Origin of the sequence: Streptomyces sp. CC224B, assembly GCF_030010595.1 — a bacterium.
Lineage (GTDB): Bacteria > Actinomycetota > Actinomycetes > Streptomycetales > Streptomycetaceae > Streptomyces > Streptomyces longispororuber.
The window spans coordinates 47781-68529 of record NZ_JASCXL010000022.1; the positions used below are offsets into that span (position 1 = coordinate 47781).

25 protein-coding genes and 1 pseudogene are annotated in these 20749 nt (G+C 71.9%); 13 read left to right on the forward strand and 13 right to left on the reverse strand.

Annotation, left to right across the window (positions count from 1 at the left end):
* Window positions 1-238 precede the first annotated feature (238 nt).
* A pseudogene (locus tag QK440_RS11290) lies at window positions 239-573 on the reverse strand (transposase); the annotation flags it as partial.
* A gap of 17 nt (window positions 574-590) precedes the next feature.
* Here QK440_RS11290 and QK440_RS11295 point away from each other — a divergent pair.
* A complete protein-coding gene (locus QK440_RS11295) occupies window positions 591-842 on the forward strand; it encodes a hypothetical protein (RefSeq protein ID WP_282792903.1) in 252 nt (83 codons plus the stop codon).
* Window positions 843-1447: 605 nt separating this feature from the next.
* On the opposite strand, the gene QK440_RS11300 is transcribed toward QK440_RS11295, so the two are convergent.
* The 3 genes from QK440_RS11300 to QK440_RS11310 form a co-directional block, all read right to left on the reverse strand.
* Window positions 1448-1756, reverse strand: coding sequence for a hypothetical protein (locus QK440_RS11300; protein WP_282792904.1), 309 nt, complete (start codon window positions 1754-1756; stop codon window positions 1448-1450).
* A 218-nt stretch (window positions 1757-1974) separates the two neighbouring features.
* The gene (locus QK440_RS11305; protein ID WP_282792905.1) at window positions 1975-3027 is read right to left on the reverse strand and encodes a threonine/serine dehydratase; all 1053 of its coding nucleotides are present in this window, start codon (window positions 3025-3027) and stop codon (window positions 1975-1977) included.
* A gap of 25 nt (window positions 3028-3052) precedes the next feature.
* Window positions 3053-3853, reverse strand: coding sequence for a proline hydroxylase (locus tag QK440_RS11310; protein ID WP_282792906.1), 801 nt, complete (start codon window positions 3851-3853; stop codon window positions 3053-3055).
* A 62-nt stretch (window positions 3854-3915) separates the two neighbouring features.
* Here QK440_RS11310 and QK440_RS11315 point away from each other — a divergent pair, with 62 nt between their 5' ends.
* Window positions 3916-4593 carry a TetR/AcrR family transcriptional regulator C-terminal domain-containing protein gene (locus tag QK440_RS11315; RefSeq protein WP_282792907.1) on the forward strand — a complete coding sequence of 226 codons (678 nt, stop codon included), beginning with the start codon at window positions 3916-3918 and terminating at the stop codon, window positions 4591-4593.
* A 51-nt stretch (window positions 4594-4644) separates the two neighbouring features.
* Here the strand turns inward: QK440_RS11315 and QK440_RS11320 are convergent, their stop codons facing one another.
* Window positions 4645-4803 carry a hypothetical protein gene (locus tag QK440_RS11320; RefSeq protein ID WP_282792908.1) on the reverse strand — a complete coding sequence of 53 codons (159 nt, stop codon included), beginning with the start codon at window positions 4801-4803 and terminating at the stop codon, window positions 4645-4647.
* A gap of 157 nt (window positions 4804-4960) precedes the next feature.
* Between QK440_RS11320 and QK440_RS11325 the strand changes: the two genes are divergently transcribed.
* The 4 genes from QK440_RS11325 to QK440_RS11340 all read left to right on the forward strand — a co-directional run bounded on the left by QK440_RS11325 (window position 4961) and on the right by QK440_RS11340 (window position 8485).
* On the forward strand, window positions 4961-5881 hold the full coding sequence (locus QK440_RS11325; RefSeq protein WP_282792909.1) for a hypothetical protein: 921 nt from the start codon (window positions 4961-4963) through the stop codon (window positions 5879-5881).
* Between the two features lie 300 nt (window positions 5882-6181).
* Window positions 6182-6922 (forward strand): hypothetical protein, encoded by a 741-nt coding sequence (locus tag QK440_RS11330; protein ID WP_282792910.1) that lies wholly within the window; start codon window positions 6182-6184, stop codon window positions 6920-6922.
* On the forward strand, window positions 6919-7767 hold the full coding sequence (locus QK440_RS11335) for a hypothetical protein (protein ID WP_282792911.1): 849 nt from the start codon (window positions 6919-6921) through the stop codon (window positions 7765-7767). Before QK440_RS11330 ends, QK440_RS11335 begins: the two co-directional genes overlap by 4 nt.
* 67 nt (window positions 7768-7834) lie before the next feature.
* Window positions 7835-8485 (forward strand): hypothetical protein, encoded by a 651-nt coding sequence (locus QK440_RS11340; protein WP_282792912.1) that lies wholly within the window; start codon window positions 7835-7837, stop codon window positions 8483-8485.
* 160 nt (window positions 8486-8645) lie between these two features.
* Here QK440_RS11340 and QK440_RS11345 read toward each other — a convergent pair whose 3' ends face one another.
* The gene (locus tag QK440_RS11345; protein ID WP_282792913.1) at window positions 8646-8831 is read right to left on the reverse strand and encodes a hypothetical protein; all 186 of its coding nucleotides are present in this window, start codon (window positions 8829-8831) and stop codon (window positions 8646-8648) included.
* Window positions 8832-8956: 125 nt separating this feature from the next.
* Window positions 8957-9553, reverse strand: a complete 597-nt coding sequence (locus QK440_RS11350; RefSeq protein ID WP_282792914.1) for a hypothetical protein — start codon at window positions 9551-9553, stop codon at window positions 8957-8959.
* A gap of 73 nt (window positions 9554-9626) precedes the next feature.
* On the opposite strand from QK440_RS11350, the gene QK440_RS11355 reads away from it, so the two are divergent.
* Window positions 9627-9923 (forward strand): hypothetical protein, encoded by a 297-nt coding sequence (locus tag QK440_RS11355; RefSeq protein ID WP_282792915.1) that lies wholly within the window; start codon window positions 9627-9629, stop codon window positions 9921-9923.
* A gap of 283 nt (window positions 9924-10206) precedes the next feature.
* Here the strand turns inward: QK440_RS11355 and lexA are convergent, their stop codons facing one another.
* Both lexA and QK440_RS11365 read right to left on the reverse strand, forming a co-directional pair.
* Window positions 10207-10887: a transcriptional repressor LexA gene (lexA, locus tag QK440_RS11360; protein ID WP_282792916.1), complete on the reverse strand. Its 681-nt coding sequence runs from the start codon at window positions 10885-10887 to the stop codon at window positions 10207-10209.
* Between the two features lie 225 nt (window positions 10888-11112).
* Window positions 11113-11427: a hypothetical protein gene (locus tag QK440_RS11365; protein ID WP_282792917.1), complete on the reverse strand. Its 315-nt coding sequence runs from the start codon at window positions 11425-11427 to the stop codon at window positions 11113-11115.
* Window positions 11428-11772: 345 nt separating this feature from the next.
* On the opposite strand from QK440_RS11365, the gene QK440_RS11370 reads away from it, so the two are divergent.
* The 4 genes from QK440_RS11370 to QK440_RS11385 all read left to right on the forward strand — a co-directional run bounded on the left by QK440_RS11370 (window position 11773) and on the right by QK440_RS11385 (window position 14324).
* A complete protein-coding gene (locus QK440_RS11370; RefSeq protein WP_282792918.1) occupies window positions 11773-12450 on the forward strand; it encodes a hypothetical protein in 678 nt (225 codons plus the stop codon).
* Window positions 12447-12800, forward strand: coding sequence for a hypothetical protein (locus tag QK440_RS11375; protein ID WP_282792919.1), 354 nt, complete (start codon window positions 12447-12449; stop codon window positions 12798-12800). Before QK440_RS11370 ends, QK440_RS11375 begins: the two co-directional genes overlap by 4 nt.
* Window positions 12797-13063, forward strand: coding sequence for a hypothetical protein (locus QK440_RS11380; protein ID WP_282792920.1), 267 nt, complete (start codon window positions 12797-12799; stop codon window positions 13061-13063). Before QK440_RS11375 ends, QK440_RS11380 begins: the two co-directional genes overlap by 4 nt.
* Before the next feature lie 124 nt (window positions 13064-13187).
* Complete coding sequence (locus tag QK440_RS11385; protein WP_282792921.1) at window positions 13188-14324, forward strand: tyrosine-type recombinase/integrase; 1137 nt, start codon at window positions 13188-13190, stop codon at window positions 14322-14324.
* Between the two features lie 588 nt (window positions 14325-14912).
* Here the strand turns inward: QK440_RS11385 and QK440_RS11390 are convergent.
* The 4 genes from QK440_RS11390 to QK440_RS11405 all read right to left on the reverse strand — a co-directional run bounded on the left by QK440_RS11390 (window position 14913) and on the right by QK440_RS11405 (window position 18245).
* Window positions 14913-15098 (reverse strand): hypothetical protein, encoded by a 186-nt coding sequence (locus QK440_RS11390; protein WP_282792922.1) that lies wholly within the window; start codon window positions 15096-15098, stop codon window positions 14913-14915.
* A gap of 63 nt (window positions 15099-15161) precedes the next feature.
* Complete coding sequence (locus QK440_RS11395; protein WP_282792923.1) at window positions 15162-15875, reverse strand: hypothetical protein; 714 nt, start codon at window positions 15873-15875, stop codon at window positions 15162-15164.
* Window positions 15872-17245, reverse strand: coding sequence for a hypothetical protein (locus QK440_RS11400; protein ID WP_282792924.1), 1374 nt, complete (start codon window positions 17243-17245; stop codon window positions 15872-15874). The genes QK440_RS11395 and QK440_RS11400 overlap by 4 nt, the downstream gene beginning before the upstream one ends.
* On the reverse strand, window positions 17235-18245 hold the full coding sequence (locus tag QK440_RS11405) for a hypothetical protein (RefSeq protein ID WP_282792925.1): 1011 nt from the start codon (window positions 18243-18245) through the stop codon (window positions 17235-17237). Before QK440_RS11405 ends, QK440_RS11400 begins: the two co-directional genes overlap by 11 nt.
* A gap of 469 nt (window positions 18246-18714) precedes the next feature.
* On the opposite strand from QK440_RS11405, the gene QK440_RS11410 reads away from it, so the two are divergent.
* Window positions 18715-19068, forward strand: coding sequence for a hypothetical protein (locus QK440_RS11410; RefSeq protein WP_282792926.1), 354 nt, complete (start codon window positions 18715-18717; stop codon window positions 19066-19068).
* Between the two features lie 240 nt (window positions 19069-19308).
* Complete coding sequence (locus QK440_RS11415; protein WP_282792927.1) at window positions 19309-20730, forward strand: hypothetical protein; 1422 nt, start codon at window positions 19309-19311, stop codon at window positions 20728-20730.
* Window positions 20731-20749: the final 19 nt, after the last annotated feature.

Sequence of the window (20749 nt, forward strand, 5' to 3'; positions counted from 1 at the left end):
GGGATGGGTAGGGGTGCGTCTGCTGCGGTCTCGACACCCAGGCAGGCCGGGGCGGGTCGGCGGAGTGAGGCCCTGACCATTGCCGAGGAGACGATGGAGATCCGGCGTTGGCTGGCTGCGGATCATCCGGCCGCCTACGAACCCGAGCCCCCACCTCGCTCGCTGCCGCCGCGATGCTTCTGGCAACGGAGGAGGCTCCTCCGGACTCAGAGGTCGTCCCGTTTAGAGAAGCGATAGTTCATGGTTTGTGCCAGGTTATGACTGTTTCGCCGGTTGCTCGTTTCGCGAGGTTGGAGATCATCGCGAGGCGGATCATGCTCTCGGAGTGGGCGGGTTTGGTCTCGTAGTCCCGGGCAAGGCGGCGGTGCATCATGATCCACCCGAAGCTTCGCTCCACGACCCAGCGCCGCGGGGTCACGGAGAAGCCTTTGACCTGTTCGCTTCGCGGGACGACGTCGACGTCGATGCCGAGTGTGGCGCCATGTTCGATGGCTTCTTCTTGTAGCCGGTGTCGACCCATGCCCTGCTGACGGTGGGGTGGTCGGTAGCGATCTGGGTGAGGAGTTGGATGCCGGCGCCGAGGGCGCCCTGTGAGCTACCCGTGCCGCATCACCTACGCCCCCAAGGCCGTGGCTGATCTGGCCGCCCTGGTCCAGGAGATCGAGGAAGCCATCGAGGAGGCGCTGGCCGACCCCTACGGCGGCCTGTCCGTGGAACGCCCCGCAGGCGGCGGCCGCTGGGACCGCGTCGCCCTCATCGGCCCGTTCGCCATGCGCTACGCCGTCAGCGACGCACCCGGCATCGACCCGCCCACAATCGCCATCACCCGCGTCCTGCCCTGAGTACCCGCCGCGCCCGCCCGCGGCGGCGAGGACCAGGACCACGGCGTCGAAGCGCGCGCCCGGGCGCAGCGGCGCCTGGCTAGGGTCCCGGCATGACCACGCCGAGCATGCCCGAGAGGTTCAAGGACGCCGCGCGGGACGCCGCCCGCGCATTGCAGTCCGGCGCCTGGCCCATCAGGCGCGCGGGCATGGACACGGCCAGCATCGTCCTGGAGCGGTTGTGGGTGCCGTACGAGGACGTCCTTCAGACGGAGCGCCCTGTCCCACAGCGGGTGCAGCAGCGCTTGGAGGCCTTCCCGGCCGCGTGCGCCACCGCGCGCACCGTCCCGGGGACCAATGCCCGCCTCGCCGAGCTGCTCGACCTGCTGCCGCACGCCGTCGCCGAGACCGACCAGGACAGGCGGTGCTCCTCCTCGGCGGGTTCAGCTCCCTGCTGTTCGCGATCAGCGAGGGCGAGGTCCACAGGAGCAGTTACACCGGCCAGAACTGCAGCAGGAATCGCTCTACTCCATGGGGCACGCCCTGCTCGGAAAGGGCAGCGACCTCTTCCTGACCCACTACGTGAGCACGCAACCGCCATCGCTGGCCGGGCACGCCGAGGGCAATTACAGCTTCGTCCGGCCCGCCAGCCGTGTGGAACTGGAGGTGCCCTGTCGGGGGTCCAGTTCTGTCTCTCCTGTTGCCTCCCAAGAGGCAGTCGTGTCCGGCTCTGGTGGCGAGTCCCAAACCTCGACAGTGAACGCAGCCGTGTGCGTATGACCGCCCGACTTGATGTCGACCCGCCCGCGCTGCGCCGAGACCAACCCGTCCGCGTCTTCGGGCCAGTCGTCGATCACGTCCTCGCCGGCCTCCTGCAACCAGAGCAGGAACCGCTCGACCCGGACCGGGAACTGCTCACGATGCAGCAGTGCCATACCGATACTCCGCTCGCTCGGCTCACTGTCTACCCCAGCATGCTTCGTAGCACATGATCTAAGAAGCAGATGCGTGCGGCGGGACGGGCTCCCGGCAACCGCACGGGACTCGGACCGCGCCGATGCCCAGTACGGCAGAAACCGCCATGCTCGTGGCGGTCCTCTGCCGTACCCGGGCCGGAGCGGGCAGGCTCTGCGCGACGAGGGCGGTGCGCCGGTCAGGGCACGGCGGGTACCAGGTCGGAGGGGTCGGTGTTGGCCCCGCACAAGACCACGGCGACCTTCTCGCCGCTGGCGGGCCGGTAGAGGCGGCTCGTGGCGGCGGGACCGGGCGGCAGCACCTCCCGGCCGGGCGCGTGCTGGTCGGGGTAGGTAAGGGCGGCCAGGGCGGTCGCGGCGCCGTGTTCGACGGCCACCTTGCGGTGGTCCCACAGGGCCTGCCGGGCCCGGATGATCTCGCTGTCGGGCACCAGCACCGAGGACACGCCGTCCTGGCGGGCGGCGTGCAGGGCCATGGCGGAGGTGCGGCGGGCCCCCAGGGAGTCGGCGGCGACGGAGTCGACGGTGACGTCGACCAGGCGGCCGGCGGCGAGCGCGGCGTTCAGCGCGCGGCAGTTCTCCGGTTCCACCGCCACGGTGCGGATGCCGTGGTGCTGGGCGGCGGTGGCGATTCCGGCGAACAGGCCGCCGCCGCCGACCGCGACGACGACGGTGTCCAGGCCGGGGATCTGCTGGTGGATCTCCTCCAGCAGGGTGCCGGCCCCGGCGGCGATCAGCGGGTGGTCGTAGGCATGCGAGGCGAGCGCGCCGGTCGCGGCGGCGAACTCCTCGCAGGCGGCCAGCGCCTCTGCGTACTGCACGCCGACCAGGCGCACCTCGGCGCCGTAGCGGCGCAGCTTGGCCACCTTCACCGACGGGGCATTGGCCGGGAGGAACACGGTGGCCCGCACCCCCTGCTGGCGGGCGGCCCACGCGCACGCCAGACCGGCGTTGCCGCCCGAGGCGATGGTCACCCCGGCCTCGGGCAGGGTGCCGGCGTCGCGGTGGGCCTGGAGGAAGTTCTGCGCGCCGCGGGCCTTGAACGAGCCGGTGTGCTGCATGAACTCCAGGGCCAGCCACACCTCGCAGGGCTCCTGGGGCTGGTCGTCCAGGAGGCCGCGGCGGGCGGTGCTGATCGCGTCCGGGTCGAGCGGGGCCAGGGTGAGGGGGCGGATGCGGCCGGCGATGCGGCCGGCGGCGGCCTTGATGTCGCCGTAGGTGAGCTCGTGCACGTGATGCTCCTGCCGGGGGAGTGGATTACGACCAGGCGATGAGCTGGCCGGTGGTGGTCAGGCCGAGGAAGAACGCGAACGCGATCCGGCGCCCGGTGTTCGGCTCGACCGCGTGGAAGTTCGCGGGGTTGAACAGCAGCGCGTCGCCGAGCTGCGGCGTCAGGTCCACGCGCTGGCAGTGCTCGACCGCCTGGCGCTGGTAGCCGTATGCCTGCCGGTGCTGTTCATCGGCGGGCTCCCAGCGGTGGCGCCACACGGTGCTCGCCCCGCCGGTTTTTGGCACCGACACCCAGACGTTGAACGCCAGCTGGGCCAGCACCTCCTGGTCGAACAGGCCGGCGGGGAACTCGCGGTTGATGTCGTCGTAGTGGACCAGGGCCCCGGCGTTGATCTCGCGCAGGGTGCCGCCGAAGACCGGGCGGCCGGCGATGGTGGCCGCGGCGACGGCCGCGCCCCAGGCGCAGCCGAGGCGGGCCAGGGAGACAGCGATCGGGTCCGGGCGCATCCCGGCGCGCTGCCAGGCCGCGCGGGCGGCCTCGGCGTCGCGCCAGTAGCGCGCGGTCTGGAGCCGGCCGCCTGGGCCGCGGTAGTCGTTGAGCGCCGGGCCGAACCTCACGATCGGGGTCGGCACGCGCTGCGGGTCGTAGTCGGCGGTGGGCAGCCGCGCGGCCGCGGCCAGCGCGGCGGCGCACGCGGCCTCGTCGAGGAAGCCGGGGACGCGGACGGCCGCGAGGGTGCCGGCCGCCAGGGTGGCCAGGTGCCGGTCGGTGAAGGACGGCGCGTCCACTGCCGTGAACAGCGGATCGAGGGCCGTGGTGCGGGGCATGTCGCCTCCGTAAGGACGCATGAACCTACCGTGACGGTACGGCGTACCGTACGCTGTCCCGCATGCCGAGGCAAACCACGTCCCTTCACCGGGCGACCCCCGAACACATCGCGGAACAGGCCCTGTTGATCGTGGACCGGGACGGACCCACCGCGCTGAGCTTCCGCACCCTGGCCGCCGCACTGAACATCTCCGTCGCCTCCCTCCAGCGCCGCTGCACCGACCTGGCCGGGCTGCTCGACCTGGTCACCGACCACCTCGCCGCCCGCCTGCCCGAGATCAAGGCGGGCGCCGACTGGGCCACGGCCACCGAGCAGCGCTTCACCGCGCTCTACGAACTGCTGACGGAGCATCCGGGACTGGTCGTCCTGCGCGGCGACCGCCCCTGGCTCGGCCCGCAGCTCCTCAAACGCCTGGTGGAACCTCAGCTCGCCGACTCCCTGGCAGCCGGCATGAGCCCCCAGGAGGCGATCGTCACCTACCGGCGGCTGTACCTGCTGACCCTGGGCAGCGCCAGCTTCGTCAACCACCGCGACCCCCAAGCCGCCCAGGCCGCTACCCGGCGCGCGCTGGCCGCGCTCGACCCGCAGGAGTTCCCGGTCCTGACCGGCCAGCTCGGCACCGTGCTGGCCGCCGTCGTCGACCACGAGGCCTACTTCGGCGCGCTGCGCCAGCTCATCCGCGCCGCCGACCCGGCCCGGACCGCCGGAGTGCCCGGGCAGGCGACGGAGAGGAAGTAGGGGCGCCGTGTTGCCGCCCCCGGGGCCGCCGGGCGCGGGCGCGACGGGTGCTCAGCTCAGCACGTGAAGGTGGACCAGGTGCAGGAACTCGCGGACCAGCCCGGCGGCCAGCGTGGCGGAAGCGGCGTAGAAGGCTGCCTGCCCGGCCCGGACCAGACGGTGGCGGGCGCGGCGCCACTTCGGGGCAGGGCGGTGCGTACGGTGGGACATGACGGTCTCCGTTCAGGGGATGAGTCGGCTGCCCCCGCACCGCGGATTCCTGGCCGGGATACGGTGCGGGGCGCAGTTTCTGCCGCTCCCCAGCCTTGTGGGTGCCGTGCACCGAATGCAGCTTCCGGGGCCCGAATCTCGATGTAAGTTCGGCGCCATGGACGGGGACCGGGCCACGACGTGGAGCGAGGGAACGTCGGCCGATCTGGTCGCCGACGCGCTCGCGCTGGGCGTGAAGGCCAGTTCCAGGATGGTGACCTCCTGGGTCGAGGACGGCCTGCTCGCCCGCCCCGCCCCGCGCAAGAGCAGCGCGCACGGCAGCGATCCGCGGGTCTTCCCACCCGCGCAGCGCGAGTTGTTCACCCGGCTTCTGCAGGCCCGCGAGCGCTCCCCGCTGGGGCGTGTCCCGCAGCGCTCCCTGGTCCGCGTGGTGCTGTACCTGTGGCTGATCGACGACACGGTCGTGCCCACCCCGCAGGCACGCCGGGCCTGGCGTACCCATGCGCGCGCGGCCGGCCAGATGACCGCCGCGCGGCGCAGCCAGAACGCGCGCGCCATCGTCGAGCGGCTCGCCCATCCCTCAGCCACCCCCAGACAACGGCGCACCGCCCAGCTCGTCCTCGAACAGGGCGAGCGCACCGGGCGGATCGACATTGCCAGGCTGACCGCGGTCCTCACGGACTTGTGCTCGCCCTGGCCGGTACAGCCGGGCATGCCGAGGATCGAACGCGCTCTCGTGGGCCCGTTCGGGCCGGTCTGCGTGCAGCAGCCCATCGCCACGTGGAAGGCCCGCGAGCGAACCATCCGCCTCCTCCGACACGAGGAGATCGACGAAGCCGAGCTCGACCGGGTGCGCGCGGCCTACAGGCCGGAGTGGGCGGACTACCAGGCCCGTCGGCCCGCGATGGCGGCCCTCGGCGCCGGGGAGTTCGCGGCGTACTTCGCCGAGCCCGCGACCCTGGAGGGCCGCGCGATCGAGGCGGTCGATGCGTTCGTGGGAACGCTCGCCGGTGAACTGGGGCTGATCGAAGCCGCGTCCTATGCGGCAGAGACGGCCCGCCGCCGACTGGCGCGCTGAGAGCGGGGCAGCGTGTCCGACCCGCGTGTATGAAAAATAACAGCAAGCTGCCAAAGGCCCTGTTGACGGGGTCGGCGCACGTGGGGGCGCGTGTGCCGGGAGGCTGGAGGGGCGTCATGTCCGTACCGGTCCGGCACGTTCGGTTCGGTTCGACACGAGCCGAAACGAAGGGCCAGTTAGGGGGAGGGGGACGGTGATCGGTAGCATCTTGCTGTTATTTAAGTGACACGCCGGTCGGACACCGCGCATACTTCCAGCACCCCGCACGGGGCCCGCGGGCGCGGGAGGACCAAGGGAGAGATGTTGTCGAAGCTGACCCTCGTCGAACTCAGCGACCTGCCGGCCAAGCCCCCCGGAGGCGGCGACGAGGTCCGGCGCAGCTGGAACCGCCTCAAGGCCACCCACAAATCCGCCTCCGCCCTGTTCACCACCCTCAACCAGCTGCGCACCGCCCAGGACGACATGCGCGGTCCGATCTCCGAGGCCCACCGCGACCAGGCCCGCGCCGCCATCGTGTTCACCGCCGCGGGCATCGACGCCTGCCTCTCGGCCCTGCTGGAGGACTCCCTGCCCACCCTGCTGAGCTCCGAGGGCCCCGCCCACCGGGCCTTCGAGGGGCACTACATGAAGCAGCGCTTCAAGGACAACAAGATCACCGAGGCGACGAAGAAGGCCGTCGTCAGCTTCGACCCGCGCACCGCTCTGATCGAGCTGTACGTCGGCGACCTCACCGGCCCCAGCATCCAGGGCGCCAAGGACCTCGCCCGCTGCCGCGACGCCCTGGCACTGCACAAGGACCCCGCCCTGGCCGACGACATACTCGCCGCCCACCAGCCCTTCTTCGACGCCCGGCACGAGGTCGTCCACGAGCTCGACATCATCGACGCCGCCGGGAAGGGCACCCGCGGCCGCCGCCACCGCGACATCACAGCCGTCGCGCAGCAGTGCGACGGCGCGCTGCGGCTGCTGTACGACTTCATCGCCCCCACTACCCGCGCCGTGCGCGAGGCCCGCCGCTCCATGGGCTGGAGCAGCCCGTGACCGCCGTGCCCGCGCGCGCCACCGCCGCCACCGCCCGCTTCCTGGACACCCTGCACACACCAGCCACCCGGCGCCAGCGCAGCGCCTTCCTGCAGGAGTACGTGAGCTGGCTGGCCAGCGTGCGCCAGTGCCACACCAGCAAGGTCGCCACTGCCGACCTCCTGGAGGAGGAGAGCGCCCTGGCCTGGCTCGCCGCCGCCCAGCGCGGCCAGACCCGGCGACGGCGCGGACTGGCCGGACCCACCGCCCGGGCCGCGGCCAACTCCATGGCCGCGCGCACCTCCGCCCTCAACGCCTTCTCCCGCTTCTGCGGCCACCCCCTGCAGCTGCGGCCGCCCGCCCCCGAGTTCGCCGCCCGGCTCACGCCCACCGAGGCCCACCGCACCCTGCGGCTGCTCACCCGCCACCACCCCGCCGGGATGCTCCAGTCCACCTGGGAGCGCTCGGTGGCCCTGGTCGCGCTCGCGGTGTGCACCGGACACGGCATAGCGGCCCTGCACCCGATGCGCCTGGCCGACCTCGAGCTGGACCGCGCGCTGCCGCGCGCCCGGGTCGGCGGCGAGTGGTACCCGCTCGACGCCGTCTCGCGCGCCGCCCTCAGCCGCTGGAAGACCACCCATCAGGCGCTGACCGCCGGGCACCTGAAGGTCCTCAAGGGCGGCCGCGTCGAGGAGCTGTGGGTCACCACCGTGCCCGGCCGCGCGAAGCCTGGGCAGGCGGCGCCCCCAGCCGGGCTCCCGGCCGCGGTGCGCACCCTGGAGTCCGCGCACCGCAAGCTCACCGCCACGGCCCTGGGCACACCGCTGCTCTTCGAGCAGTTCTGCGGCGCCGACCCCGACGCGTAGAAGGCCGAGTGCAAACGAATCTTCTCTTCGCCCCTGCCAGATCCAGAGGGCTCGGCAGACTTCCGGTATGAACGAAGCCATGATCGGGCTCATCACGGGTCTCTTAGCAGCGCTGGTCGCGCTGGGCACCACGGTCTGGACGAACGCCAGGGCCGAGCGACGTCAGGAGCTGTCGCAGCGGGCACAGTGGACGCACGACCGCCGACGCGATGCCTACCTGGCCTTCAGTAAGGCCGCCCGCGCGTTCGTTCCCCTCACCGAGGAGCTGTTCCTCCTCTTCGCGCGCGCGGATGCCGCGAACGCGACAACGCCCATGCCTGAGCTGGAGTTCACTGCGGACGGCGTGCAACTGCTGTACGACACAACCACCTGGCACGACGCCCTCCTGTCTGAAGAGGTCACGGGGCCGGGAGAGCAGTGGAAGAAAGCAGCCCCCGAACTTCTGCAGGACCTGACGGCGGCGTACGACGGGGTGGACCTGGAGGGACCGTTTGACATCGCGCAGGTCGCCTCCTCCGTCGTCAGCACGGCACACCGGATCTTCACCGGCATGCCCCTCTTCGAGATGGAGGAGAAGGACAATGAGGAGACCGACGAGGACGGCCGACGCGCGGGCCCTAGCGCCCGGCAGCTGTTCGACGAGGAGGTGCGAGCCTACTTCAGCGCGCTCCGCGAATTCCGACGGAAGGCGAAGGAGCTGCTGGAACGGGTGGGCTGAAAAGGAGTTCGGCTAGCGGCGGGCGAACTGTCTCAGGTGGTCGAGGAAGTGGTACGCCTGTGAGGCACAGGCCCCTCGGGTCCGGTTCGCCGGTTGAGGTTGCGGACGGGCGGCGGGCGGTGAGCGGGCGGGGGCGCGGCGGCGGCCGCGCCCCTCGCCGCTAGCCGATCGGGGCCTGGGGGGCCTTTCCGGTGCAGTCGGCGCAGTGCCAGGCGGTGCGGGGGGTGCGGTACAGGTGCGGCTTGCCGGTGTCTCGGCCGCATCCGTCGCAGGTCGGCCCACTCGGCGGGGTGATGGTGTAGTCGGGCGAGAAGCCGAAAAGCTTGTCCCTCAGGCGCGCCAGCATCGTGTTCCCCTTCGCTTCCTCCGGCGGGGGCTGCCCCCCCTTCTGACTCCAACTATACAACGCCACGTTGCATGGAGGGAAGTCCATTCGTTCAGCCTGCCCGGGATGCTGGGCTGCAGCCGGGGCTACGACCGGCGGACGCCGGGAAGGCGCAGCAGGGCCTGCCCGAGCTGCTCGGCGGTGACCGGCCCGCGCTCGGGGAGCTCGGCCTCCTGCCACGCGAGCAGGGCGACGCCCTTGTCGCCGTCGGCGCCCTGCAGGACGTGCCTCTTCGCCTCGTCCTCGCTGATCGTGTCCGTCTCGGGGCCCAGGTCCATCAGGTGTACCGCCACGCGGGCCTTGTGCATCGGGTTGGACGCGAGGGCCTCCATCTCCTTGTAAACGAGAACGCGGCGGCCGACGAGGGCCTGCGCGCGAGCGATCATGGCGGCCCCGGCGTCGCTGTCGCCGCGGTCGGTGCGGATGACCTCGAGTTCGCCGGAGACGTTGCGCAGCTGCAGGACGCCCCGGGTGCTGGTCTCCTCGACAGCGACGGCCAGCAGCGTGGCGGGGAACTTCGTGGCGGCGGTGAGGCGCTGGAGGTCCCGGGCGACGACGTCGCCGAGGACGAAGAGGTCGACGGCCAGGGCGCGGACGCGCGCCTGCCACTGCGGTTCTTCGCCGGGCGGGCAGGGGCCGGCCGCCTGGGCGGCGGCGACAACGAGGGGGTGGTGGCTGGTCACCCCCACATGATGACCTGCCCCGGCCCGGGATGATCGGGGAGGAGTTCGGATCCGCGAGGGAAGGAACAGCGCGATGGCGATCAGAGGATGGAGCCCGGAGAGGACGGCCCGCCTTGAAGCGCTCGTCGACGAGTGCCGACCGCTGTTGGCCGAGGACGGCGGGATGGCTGCCGTGCAGCGGCTGCTGAGTGAGCGCCGGGTCGAGGTGCTTGATGCCGTGGTGATCACGCGTGAACTGCTGGGGGCGGGTCCCACGTCGCTCGCGGAGGCGAAGACCATCGTTCTGACGAGCCCAGGCAGAGGGCGTGAGCTGAGGGTGCACGAGCAGTTCATGGACGGCTTGGAACAGAACGGTGCCCTCGGCCAGTGACAACCGGCTGGTCAGCGCCCCGCCACCCGCGGAGGGTGGCGGGTTGAGAGGCAGCCGTCAGACGGCCTTGGCTGGTGCTTCGGCCCGGGTGCTCTCCGTGCAGACCGCGGCCCGGCTGATCAACGAGCACGTCGGACCGCGAGTCGCCGACCTGCTCGGGGCGTCGTAGGCCGACCCGCCAGGGAGGAAAGCACATGCGCGATGCCCTTCTGTTCGGCGAGCTCGCGGGCGCAGACACAGAGCCAGCATTGAGGGAGAGGCAGCCCTCGGACGGCCCGACTCCTCACAGGCGGCGCATGACCGCCACGACGCGCCCAAGGATGGTGGCCTGGTCGCCGGGGATCGGGGCGTACGAGGCGTTGTGCGGGAGCAGCCAGACGCGGCCGTCTTCGCGCTTGAGGCGCTTCACGGTGGCCTCGCCGTCGAGCATCGCGGCCACGATGTCGCCGCTGGCGGCGTCAGGCTGGCGGCGGACCGTGACCCAGTCGCCGCTGCAGATGGCCGCGCCGATCATCGAGTCGCCGACGACCTCCAGGGCGAACAGCTCTCCGTCGCCGACGAGTTGGCGGGGCATCTCGAAGACGTCCGTCACCTCCTGCTCGGCGGTGATCGGGGCGCCGGCGGCGATCCGCCCGACGAGCGGGACGGACGCGGTTGCCGGGAGCTCCGCCACGTCGGCCGGCTCGTCGACCGGCTCGGGCGGTAGCGAGTACGCGCGCGGCCGGTGCGGGTCCTTGCGGATCGCACGCTTCCTCTCGAGCGCCGCGAGCTGGTGCGCGACGCTGGAGGTGCTCGACAGGCCGACGGCCGCGCCGATCTCCCTCATCGAGGGCGGGTAGCCGGTCCGCTCGATGTGGTCGCGGATGGCGGTGACGATGTCGCTCTGCCGGGTGGTCAGACCGTCGGCGTGGGTACGTATCCCCGGCGGCCTGCCGGGACGTCCTGCTGTGCTGGTGGTGTCCATGACCTGCGGCCTCCCCCTGTGGTGATCATGGTGGGACAAGCACCGTATCCCGACCCATCCAGGTATGGGAACGCTATTTCGATTACGGGCGTTCGTCCCGCTCACGGCCGCCCGGCCTGCGCGATTGCCGCGCAATCAAGGGGGCGGGCGCCGCCGGAGCGCAGTACGCCCGAACGCCCTTCGTTTCCCGCCCTGTTGGGTATAGGGCGGGGGACGAAGGGAGGGTTACGCGGAGGCCAGCGCCGTGTACCGGGGCTGGCGGGTGAGAGCGTCCGCGTACCACTCGTCCTTCTCCGCCAGCGCCGCGCCCAGCTTCAGCACCTGGTCGTCGGGCGCGGTGCGCTGCGCCGCGAGGAACGCTTCCCAGTCCGCCCAGCCGATCTCCGACTCGACCTCGTGTCCCAGGTGGTGTACGAAGACCGTCTCGGTTACGCCCGACCGGTGCGTGCCGGGGTGCCCCGCTTTCCGGATGCAGGTGTACGTGGTGCGGTCGTCCTCGCGCTCACGGCTGTAGGTCGAGGGGCAGGTCTGCGTCTCCATCGGGTGCTCCTTGCGTCGGTCCGTGTTCGTGGTCCCGACATTACAGCGCCACGTTGTAATGTGGAAGCGATCCGGGCCGCAAAGATCAACTTTCGAGGGGCCGGGCGAAAAATCGGTCTCCAGAACGGCACCGTGGGCGGCCGAACTCGAAGCCGCCGGTATGCCGCGACCTTGGAACGGCTCCCAGGCCGCCAGCGGGCCGCACAGCCGTTTTCGATCTCGCCGACGCGCGAAAAGCGTACGCGCGTACGAACTTCGGGCCCTCGCGGATCACATGGTCAGCCCAACGCGCGGATCACCTACCATAACTGTCCTTATGGTAGGTGAGACGGTTAGTCTCGGATCATGACCCAGCCCCGTCCCGAGCCCCCTCGCTCCGCCGCCGGTCTCGCCGCGCGCCTCGCCGACCAGGCCACCGCCTTGCGCGAGGCGCTGCGCCAGCGCGAGCACCGCGCCGCCAACGGCGGCCCCGAGCATGACCACGGCCTGCACCACCTGGCGGCCCGCCTGCTCGCCGGCGCCGCCGAGGACCTCGTACCGCAGCAGCCGCCGGCCGACGACACTGTGGCGCGACTGATCCGCGACGCCGAACCGCTGCGCGAGGCCCTGCTGCTGCGCGAGGACGCCGCCACCGCAGTCCGCGAAGTCGACGAGGAACTGCACACCTTGGCCTACCGGGTACTGACCACGGTGGACCTCCTGGGCACGAACTACCCCCACGTCACCCCGGCCGGCCCTCCCCGCTACCGCCACGTGTCCGACCTGGTCGCGGACGCCGTGGCCGCCTGGCCCGAGGAGCAGCGCGCCCGGGTGACCGCCGTCCTCGCCGACGCGGGCGTGGAGTTGCCCCAGCCCCAGAGCACCGCCGTGCACCACCGATGCGATCAAACGTGTCGCTGCCCGGTCCACGGCACCCCGCTGCACTACTGGCGCGCCGGGGACCTCCACGCCTGCCAGGACACGTACTGCCGCTATGCGAAGGGGATTTCAGCCGACGTGCTGGCTGCGGCGGTGCACGGATGAGCCGCCCGGCCAACCCGCCCCGGGAGGAGCTGCTCGCCGTCGGCGCGTTCCTCCCGGCCCGGGCGGCGGCCGCCGAGGTTGCCCGGGCCCGGCGCTGCGCGGCCCAGGCGCTGCCCGCGGCGGTCGGCCAGGCGGTCGAGGCCACCGACCGGCTCGTACAGGCCCGCCTTCTGGGGGCCGAGATGCTCGCGGACAGCGACCCGAAGGACGGCCGCGTGCGCGCGTGCGCCGCGCCGCTGTATGAGCTGGCCGAACAGTGGAACCAGCACCCCGATCATCAACTGCGCCGGGCACAGGGGAAGTTGACCGGCCTGACCGCCCAGCCCGCACCGAAGAGGAGCGCCCGATGAGCCGCCGCGCGGTCGACGATGTCGGCAGCACCGACTACTTCGCCCTCCTGGACGCCGGCACTGACGACGCGGGCCGCCTGTACGTGGCGGGCGACGGCGTCACCGCGATGCTGCGCGGCATGGCCGAGCAGTGGCAGCAGGAAGCCCGCCGCCGCAGCGACCTGGACGCGCGCACCCTGCTGGTGCTGTCCGACCGCCTCACCGAGCAGGCCGACCAGCTCGACGAGCAGTTCGGCGACCACGTGAAACGCTCTGGCCGGTGAGCGCGCAGGATACGCGCCCGGGCCGCGGGCGGCGGTGTGCCGCTGCTCACGGCGTCCCGGCCCGGCAACTGCGGAACAGCACGGGTAAGTGGCGGCACCGCCCCGCCAGTACGGAGAGCACAGCGTGAACAGCACCGACCTGGTCCCGGCCGTCCTCGACGCGGAGCTCGTCGAGGAGCCGTCCGGCCTGCCGTCGGCGGCCCCGGGGGCCACCGGGGCACTCCCGGACGCCGCGATCGACATCAACGAAACGCTCACCCCCGAGGCCGAGGAGGACCTGGCCAACTCCGGCCGCGAGAACACCCGCCAGACCTACTCCGACCGCTTCAAGGCGTTCGCGAACTGGTGCGTGGACCGCGGCCGCACCCCAGGGCCACGCACCTCGGAGCACAACCTCGTCTCCTATGTTTCGTACCTGCGCCGAAAGGACATCGGGCACGACACGATCCGCCTGTCGATCGCGGCCATCGTCGACATGAACGCCCGGGCGGGGTACGAGAAGTGGCCGCCCACCGCGAAGGCCCTGAAGATTTACGCGGATGCCCGGCACGAGCAGGCGGAGGCGGGCCGCGGCCAGCGCTCGGCCCCGCCCTTGGACATGGAGCGCCTGTCGCAGATGACCGCCGGGTGCCCGGACACCCTGGGCGGGCTGCGCGACCAGGTGATCTGCTATCTGGGGTACTACTGCCGGGGGCGCCGCTCGGAGCTGGCGAAGTTCCGCATCGCGAGCGTGGAGTTCGTCAGCGACGACCTGGCGGTCGTGCGGAAGTGGACGTCGAAGAACGACACGCGGGATGCCGGACGCGAGTACGAGATCGACGACCCGGTGGCGGTGGCGGTCCTGCGGCGGTGGATCATCGCGCTGCGGGAGGCCGGCGAGGGCGCCCCGCATCTGCCGCTGCTGCGCTGGGTGGATCAGTGGGGCAACATCCGTCCGGTGAGCGGCAGGGGCTGGGGCATGACGCCGCACGCCGTCAACGAGGCGGTCAAACGCCTGGCGCGGCACGTGAAGCTCGACGTCGCGGACGACGTGACCTCGCACGGGCTGCGCGCTGGCGTGCCCACCGACCTAGGCCGACTCGGCTACTCCGCCGGAGAGATCAAGGAGATCACCGGCGACTGGCACTCGACCGAGCAGGTGGAGAAGTACCGGAAGATCGGACGGCGGCGCGCGGGCAAGAAGGCCGACGACCGGCGCTCCAAGGCCATCACGGAGCTGCAGCACCTGCGGCCGGAGCCGGCGGCGGATCCGGCCGAGTAGCGGCGCTCGGCCTTCGTTTCGCAGACGCTGCCCGCGTACCGTCCTGCGATCGCCAGGCGCGAAGGGGGCGACACCCCCACGGTGCCCGTGCCCCGCGGCTCCCGGCGGCGGCCGCTATCGGGTCCGGTGCGCGACAAGACATTTTGGTCTGCGTAGCCGCTTGATCACCTCCCCTGATCATGGGAACGTGTGACTACGCCGGGCCTTGCGGACCCGGAAGTAGGGCCAGGTGCACGCCGTACGACAGGCACCCGACCTTGCGACCCGCCAGGCTTCGGCCTGGAAGTGAGGCCAGGCTCCGTATCGCGGACTGCCTGGCCTTTGCGCTGTCCACGGTCGCTGCCGACAAGGGCTGTTTCAGGGCGCTGTGCGGTACGTCCTCGCAGACGCGGCCGCGCTCGCCGTCCTTCTGTGACCCTGCTGCCAGCACGGCGGGCGAGCGCTTGTGGATCGAGTTGCTGCGCTCCGTGGAACCGTCAGGGCGCAACGGCTAGCGCCCTTCAGGCACCTGAGGGAGGGAGCAGGTCCTCCCTCAGGTGTACGAACCGCACGGTCCGGTGTCGGGTCGCGGGCCCGGCTCTTCTGCTGCTACGTCACGTCCTCGACGAGCCCGGCGGACTGGGCTTCCCTCAGGGCCACCTCAACGTCGAAGCCGCCCAGTTCGTCGGCCACGAAGACCGCTGCGAGCCACTCGAGCGCCCGGTGCCGAGCATCCGTGCTCAGCACCGCCAGAGTGTCGTACGCCGACTTCATCGCGGCCAGTTCCTGGTCCATGGCGGGGCCCTCCTTCCGTTCGCTGGGGGTGTCACTCACCAGCAGACCAGTCGGATGTCGCAGCTATGTCGCACGGTTCAGTTCCGTGTGACCCGAGCGCACATCGCTGGCCATGGCGGCTGTCTTCTTGTCGGGGAGGGCGGCGAGCGGGGATCGCTGGCCCTTGGGGGTGGCGCGGATGGCCAGCCAGTCGAGGCGGCGGCTTCGCAGGAGCCGGTCCAGGTCGGCCTGGCGGTAGAGGCGGACCTGGGTGTGGTGCTGTCCCTCGACGACCTCGCGGGGGATGAGCAGCCCCGCCCGCACGAGGTGGTCGAAGTCGCTCTCTCTCACGCCCAGGACACGGGCCGCCGCGTCGCGCATGTGGAGGCGGCCTGCGGCCGAGGCGCGTTGGACCTTGCGGCGGTCCGTGCCGCGGAAGGACTCCAGAGTCAGGCCGCAGTAGAGCGGGCGGCCGCGGTACTCCCCGCGGAGGGGAAGGTGACCGCGGCGGGCCAGTTCGGCTGCGGTGCCGGGGTGCACGGTCATGCTGTACCGGTCGGCGAGGTACTTCTCGGCCCGGGCGGCGCCTACGTCGGGCATCGTGCCGGTGGCCTTCTTGACGGCGTCGATGCGGGCGATGACGTCGTCGAAGACGGCGGCCGACCAGCGTCGGCCGGTGGCGTCCGGGTCGGGGATCAGGCCGAGACGCTGCGCGCGTTCGAACTGCCACAGATCCAGGCCGGCGTGGGTGGGAAACTGCACGGGGCCGTACGACTTGAGTGGCGCGGTGGTGGTCACGTCGGGTCTCCGTTCGGGTCGGTGCAGCTGCTGTCCGCCGCGTCTTGGGGGGCGAGGGCTTCGGCGTGGAGGGTGCGCTGCAGGTCGCCGCCCTTCACCCGGCGGGCCAGGAAGTCGGCGTACGTCACCAGTTCGCTGCCGGGGGTCGGCGGCGGCGTCGTCTCTTCTTGCTGCTGGTGGTACCGGGGCTGGCGGCGCGGCCGTGGGGGCGGTCCCTTGCGGGGCAGCGGCTTGCCGATCGCCGCGGCGTGGTGCTTCACCGCGGCCGCATCGATGCCGCGCAGGCCCGTGGGCTTCGGGTCCGGCAGGGCCTTTGTGGTGTCGTCGGCGACCGCGTCGATGGCCGCCTGGGGGTCGGTCCCGTCGACGGCTGCGGTGAACGCGGCCACGGCCATGCGCACGTACGCCCAGGCGGCCGTGCGGGCGGCCTGCTCCAGGCGTTCCTTGTGCCGCTCAGCGAGGTCCACCTCGCGGGTGGCCGCCTCGACGGCCAGGGCGTGCCGCTCGGCCTGGAGTTCGGCGACTTCAGGTTCCTCGCCCTCCCGGGCCTCCGGCGGCTCGGCGGCGGCGCGTCGTCCGGCCTCCTCCCCGGCCTTCCAGGCGTCCCGCCAGGCGCCCGTGAGCGCGTCGCACCGGCGGCCGGCGCGGGCCAGGGCGGCGTCGACTTCCTTAGGCCAGACGGCGACACCGTCGGGGTGCGGTGCGTTGATCTCCGGATAGACCTGGGCGTACTCCGTCCAGTGCTGCCGGTAGTAGCGCCGCCCCTTCTCGGTGATCTGGTAGCCGACCCTGCGGGTGGCGCGCTCGGCCAGGCCGTGCTTGCCGATCAGGACGCGTTCGACGGTGGTGCTGTACGTCCAGTCCAGAGGCTTGCCGCGCTGGTCGGCGGCCCAGAGGTAGCCGAGGACCTGCCAGGACCGGTCGGACAGGTCGACGGTCGAGCGGCTGCCGCGGCCGCCCATGTCGTGGGCGGCCCGGTACACGGCCCGGCCCTCGCGGGTCAGGAGCACGGTGTGCATGACGCCGAAGCGGGTGCCGCGGATGTCCTGCTCGATGAGGCCCTTCTCCAGCAGGACGGTCATCGTCGACCCGTTGCCCTGGTTGTGGTAGCCCTCCCACTCCAGACGGCTCTGCAGGGTGGTGACGCCGTACAGGTCCCGGTTGTAGGGCTCGTGGGTGAAGTCGATCTGCCGCCACTCCGAGGCGGGCCGCTTGTCGTAATGGCCCTGGGCGGCCTGGTAGGCGCGCTTGGCCTCGGTCTCTTGGTCCAGGTCGTAGATGATGCGCACGAACGTCTGCTGCCGTTCGTTCAGTGACTCCCAGACGGCCAGGCGGCGCTCTAGCGCGGTGGGTTTGGCCTTACCGGGCACGGACGGCTCCCGTGGGGCACACGTGCCCGTCCGCGGGCGCGTCGAGCGGACACCAGCCGCCGCGGACCAGGCCGTCTTCCAGCAGGTCGAGGACGTCGTCCTGGTCCTCCTCGTTGAGAGGGATGCGGGTGTGCGGCCCGACCGGGCCGACCAGGAGCAGCACCTGGCCACGCTGGCGGGCGGTGGTCACCCAGTCGTCGGTGAGGTCGAGGGCGGCGAGGAAGAAGTGCCCGTGTCCCTCCTTCGGGGCGGCGGTGGCCGCGCGGACGGCGATCCAACTCGGCGGGACGGTGCCCGTGTTGTGCTCCAGGCGCAGCGTCCAGCCGTGCTCGCCCATGTCGCTGGTGCCCTCGTCCGGGAAGCCGTCCTCGAGCAGGTGGAAGTCCAGGAGGTGGAAGAGCGCGGGGTGCGGCTCGTAGTCCTCCGCCTCTGCGGTGACCAGCAGGACCGGCAGGTGCGGCCCCTCGGGCTCGTCGGGGGGCGCCAGGTACGCGGTGGCCGTGAGTCCGAAGTGGATGATGCGTCCTTCGGGGTCGTCCGGGACCTCGAGGCTGACCCGGTGCGGCTGGTGCGGGATCTCGACAGGGACGACCCAGCGGACCAGGGAGGGCGTGCAGGCGGCGTGGGCGAGGTTCGTCATCATCACGTGCGTGGCCGGGTTCAGGTCCGGGTCGAAGACGCTCACCGTGAAGATGACCGCCGTCGGGTCGGTGGCGACGCTGCCGGGCTCGTAGCACTCGTAGCACGAGTACTTCTTGCTGCTGCCGGCGCGCTGCGCGAGGAACGCGCGCAGGTCGTACTCGACGCCGATGTGACCCTCGCCGTCGATGAAGCGCTCCACCTCGGGGGTGAGGACGAACCCGCCCTGCGCCGGGGCGGTCTGCTCGGAGCGGGGGGTACGGAGGCTCTCCAGGGCGGCCGTGTACGGCATGCCGGTCTTCTCAGCCAGCTGGTGGGCACGGTCGGAGAGGCTGTTGCTGGTCTTCTTGCTCTTCGGCACGACGGAACTCCACGGCAGGACACCCACGCTGCCCGCCCGGTTCGTCGGGTCGGTCGAAGACGGCAGAGCTGAGCCTCACGGGCCCTTGCCCGGCGTGATGCCGGGTGCCGATCTCCTGGCCGGCGAGCCTTCGACCGTGGGTGCCTTCGCTGCGTGGGAGCGAATTGGCCGGTCTGCGCGGTGCGTGTCCAGCGCTGAGACCAGCGTAGTGGCTACCACTGACACTGGGGCCGCATCCGGCCGCCCGAAAGGGAACGGCCCCGGCGTGCGGACGGCTTCGGCCGCGCCGGGCTGATGCATTGACCGGAGCGCGCCGGACAGGTCGGCGAGTCGCCCTCGACCGCCAGGAGTCGCCCGTGGACCACCTCGAGCGTGGTCGGGCGAGCGAGGGCTTCAAGGGGGCGTCACGCCGGGGTGGGGCGGCTCGTTGAGCGGCTGGGGGCCGCTGCCGACCAGAGAGAAGTTGATCGTGACCGACATGATGACGGAATGGCAGACGACGCATCGCCAGCAGGAGGAAGGCGCCCTGGCCCTGCTCGATGTGCTCCGGGAGGGAATCCAGTACCGGCTGCCCACGCTGAGCTGGACCGTGACGTACGGCGGTGTCCTGCTGGCGGAGGCCCGCAAGGAAGACACCGCCCGCGCGGACTTCCAGGCGTGGGCGGAGCACCTGCGGATGCAGCCCGAGGATCGGTCCCAGGACGGGCGGACGGTGCTGCGCGGTGTCACCGAGGACGGGGTTCCCGGACGCGGGCGGCGCGTGAGGATCATCCTGATCGCCAAGTTCTACGAGCCAGCCCAGCCGGTGCCCGTCGCCGGGTGATCGGGCTGCAGGACAACCTCTGGCGCCAGTCGGCATACGACGGCTGTGCGCGGGACCGAGCCGGTAGAGTCGGAGACGGCGGTGCGCGACCGCCTGACTCCGTGAAGGGGGACCCCGGCCCACGCCCGGTCCCCGTAGCCGGACAAGACGTCTTCGACTCCTCGTGCAGCAGCCAGCATCGTCCGCTCTTGATCCGTGCGGTGTGCGCGTGGGGCATGCCGTCGTGACTGGAGTGTTCCGATGCCGAAGGACTCCCGCGCCCGTACCCAGGCCGTGCGCGCCGTGATGGCCGAGACGGGCCTGCCGTATACCCGGGCCGCCCTCGAGCTCGACCGCCGCACCGGTGCCGCCGGCCAGCGCCTGAACTTCATTCCGTTCGTGCTCGCCTTCACCGTGCCGGCCACGGCCGACCGGCGGGAACTCGCCCAGTCCCTGGCCGACCAGCTCCAGTTGCTGCGCCGCAGGGAGACCGGCGAGGAGTACGAGGGCCGTGCCGACGTGATCGTGCCCGGCCGCCCGTGGGCGCCGGAGCCGGGCCTGCCCGGGCACGTCGCCGGGATCCTGCTCGTACGCGCCTGGGCGGTACGGCCGTGGGACCGCGGGGGCGAGTGGGAGGCGGTCGTCACCGACTTCCACGCCGCGGCGAGCGCGTGGCTCCTCGACCGGTACCCGGGCCCGGGCGGCGGGCAGCCGGCCGTGCTCCCGCTCGGGACCAAGGACGCGCAGGCCCTCGCCGCCACCGCCGACTTCACGGCGCACACCGAGGGCGAGCACGCGGAACTCCCCGGGGGGTGGGACGAGCTGATCGCCGCGCGGCGGGCCGAGGCGGATGCGCCGGGCAGCGCGGCCCCGGCATCCGCGGCCGGGGACCTGGAGCCGATCACCCTGGCGAGCCTGATCCGTATGGTCCCCAGCGCACCCGGAGGGTCCGGCAAGACCTCCGCTACGTACCTCCGGGACTCGCAGGGCGATCTGACGCACTGGGTGTCCGGGACGCCGGCTGTCGAGCCTGGTCCCGTCGAGCGCCCGTACCGGGTCGTCGACCGCGAGTTTCAGGGCTGGTACCGGCGCAGCGGCGATGGCTTGTACGACGCCGACCGTGGTCACGCCCGGGGGTTGGAGGCGATGTCGTACGAGGAACTCGACGCGGCGCGGGGGCCGTTGCGCCCGGTTCAGCCGCCGTCTCGGGAGGACTGTGACGCGGTGAAGGCCGCGCTTGCCGGGGCCGGGCGGAAGGCGGCGGCCTCGCTGCTGGTCGCCCTGTTCCGGCTGGTGGAGCAGGATGCCCGGGCCGGTCGTTCGGCCGGGGCGAAGAACTGGCTCATCGCCGGGCGGGAGGGCTCGCACGAGAGCGCGGCCCTGGACCGTCTCGCCTGGGGTATCGGCGGTGACCTGGACGAGAAGCCCAAGCGGTACGACGCGGCGGCCGTGGCCGAGCTGATGCGCGTGATCGGAGGGTGGGTGTCCGGCCCGGACCGGTACGTCGAGGTCGCGGCCAACCTGGCCTTCCTGTTCAGCAGTGTCGCGGACGAGGCCGGGGGCTGGTCGGCTGTGGCCGACCAGTATCTGCAGCGTCACCAGCGGGTGGGGACGCCGGACCACGTCGTTGAGGCCGTCCAGCTCTACCTGATGTCCGCGAGCCGGACGCCCGTCTTCGAGTAGCCGAGGGGTGGGGCGGGCG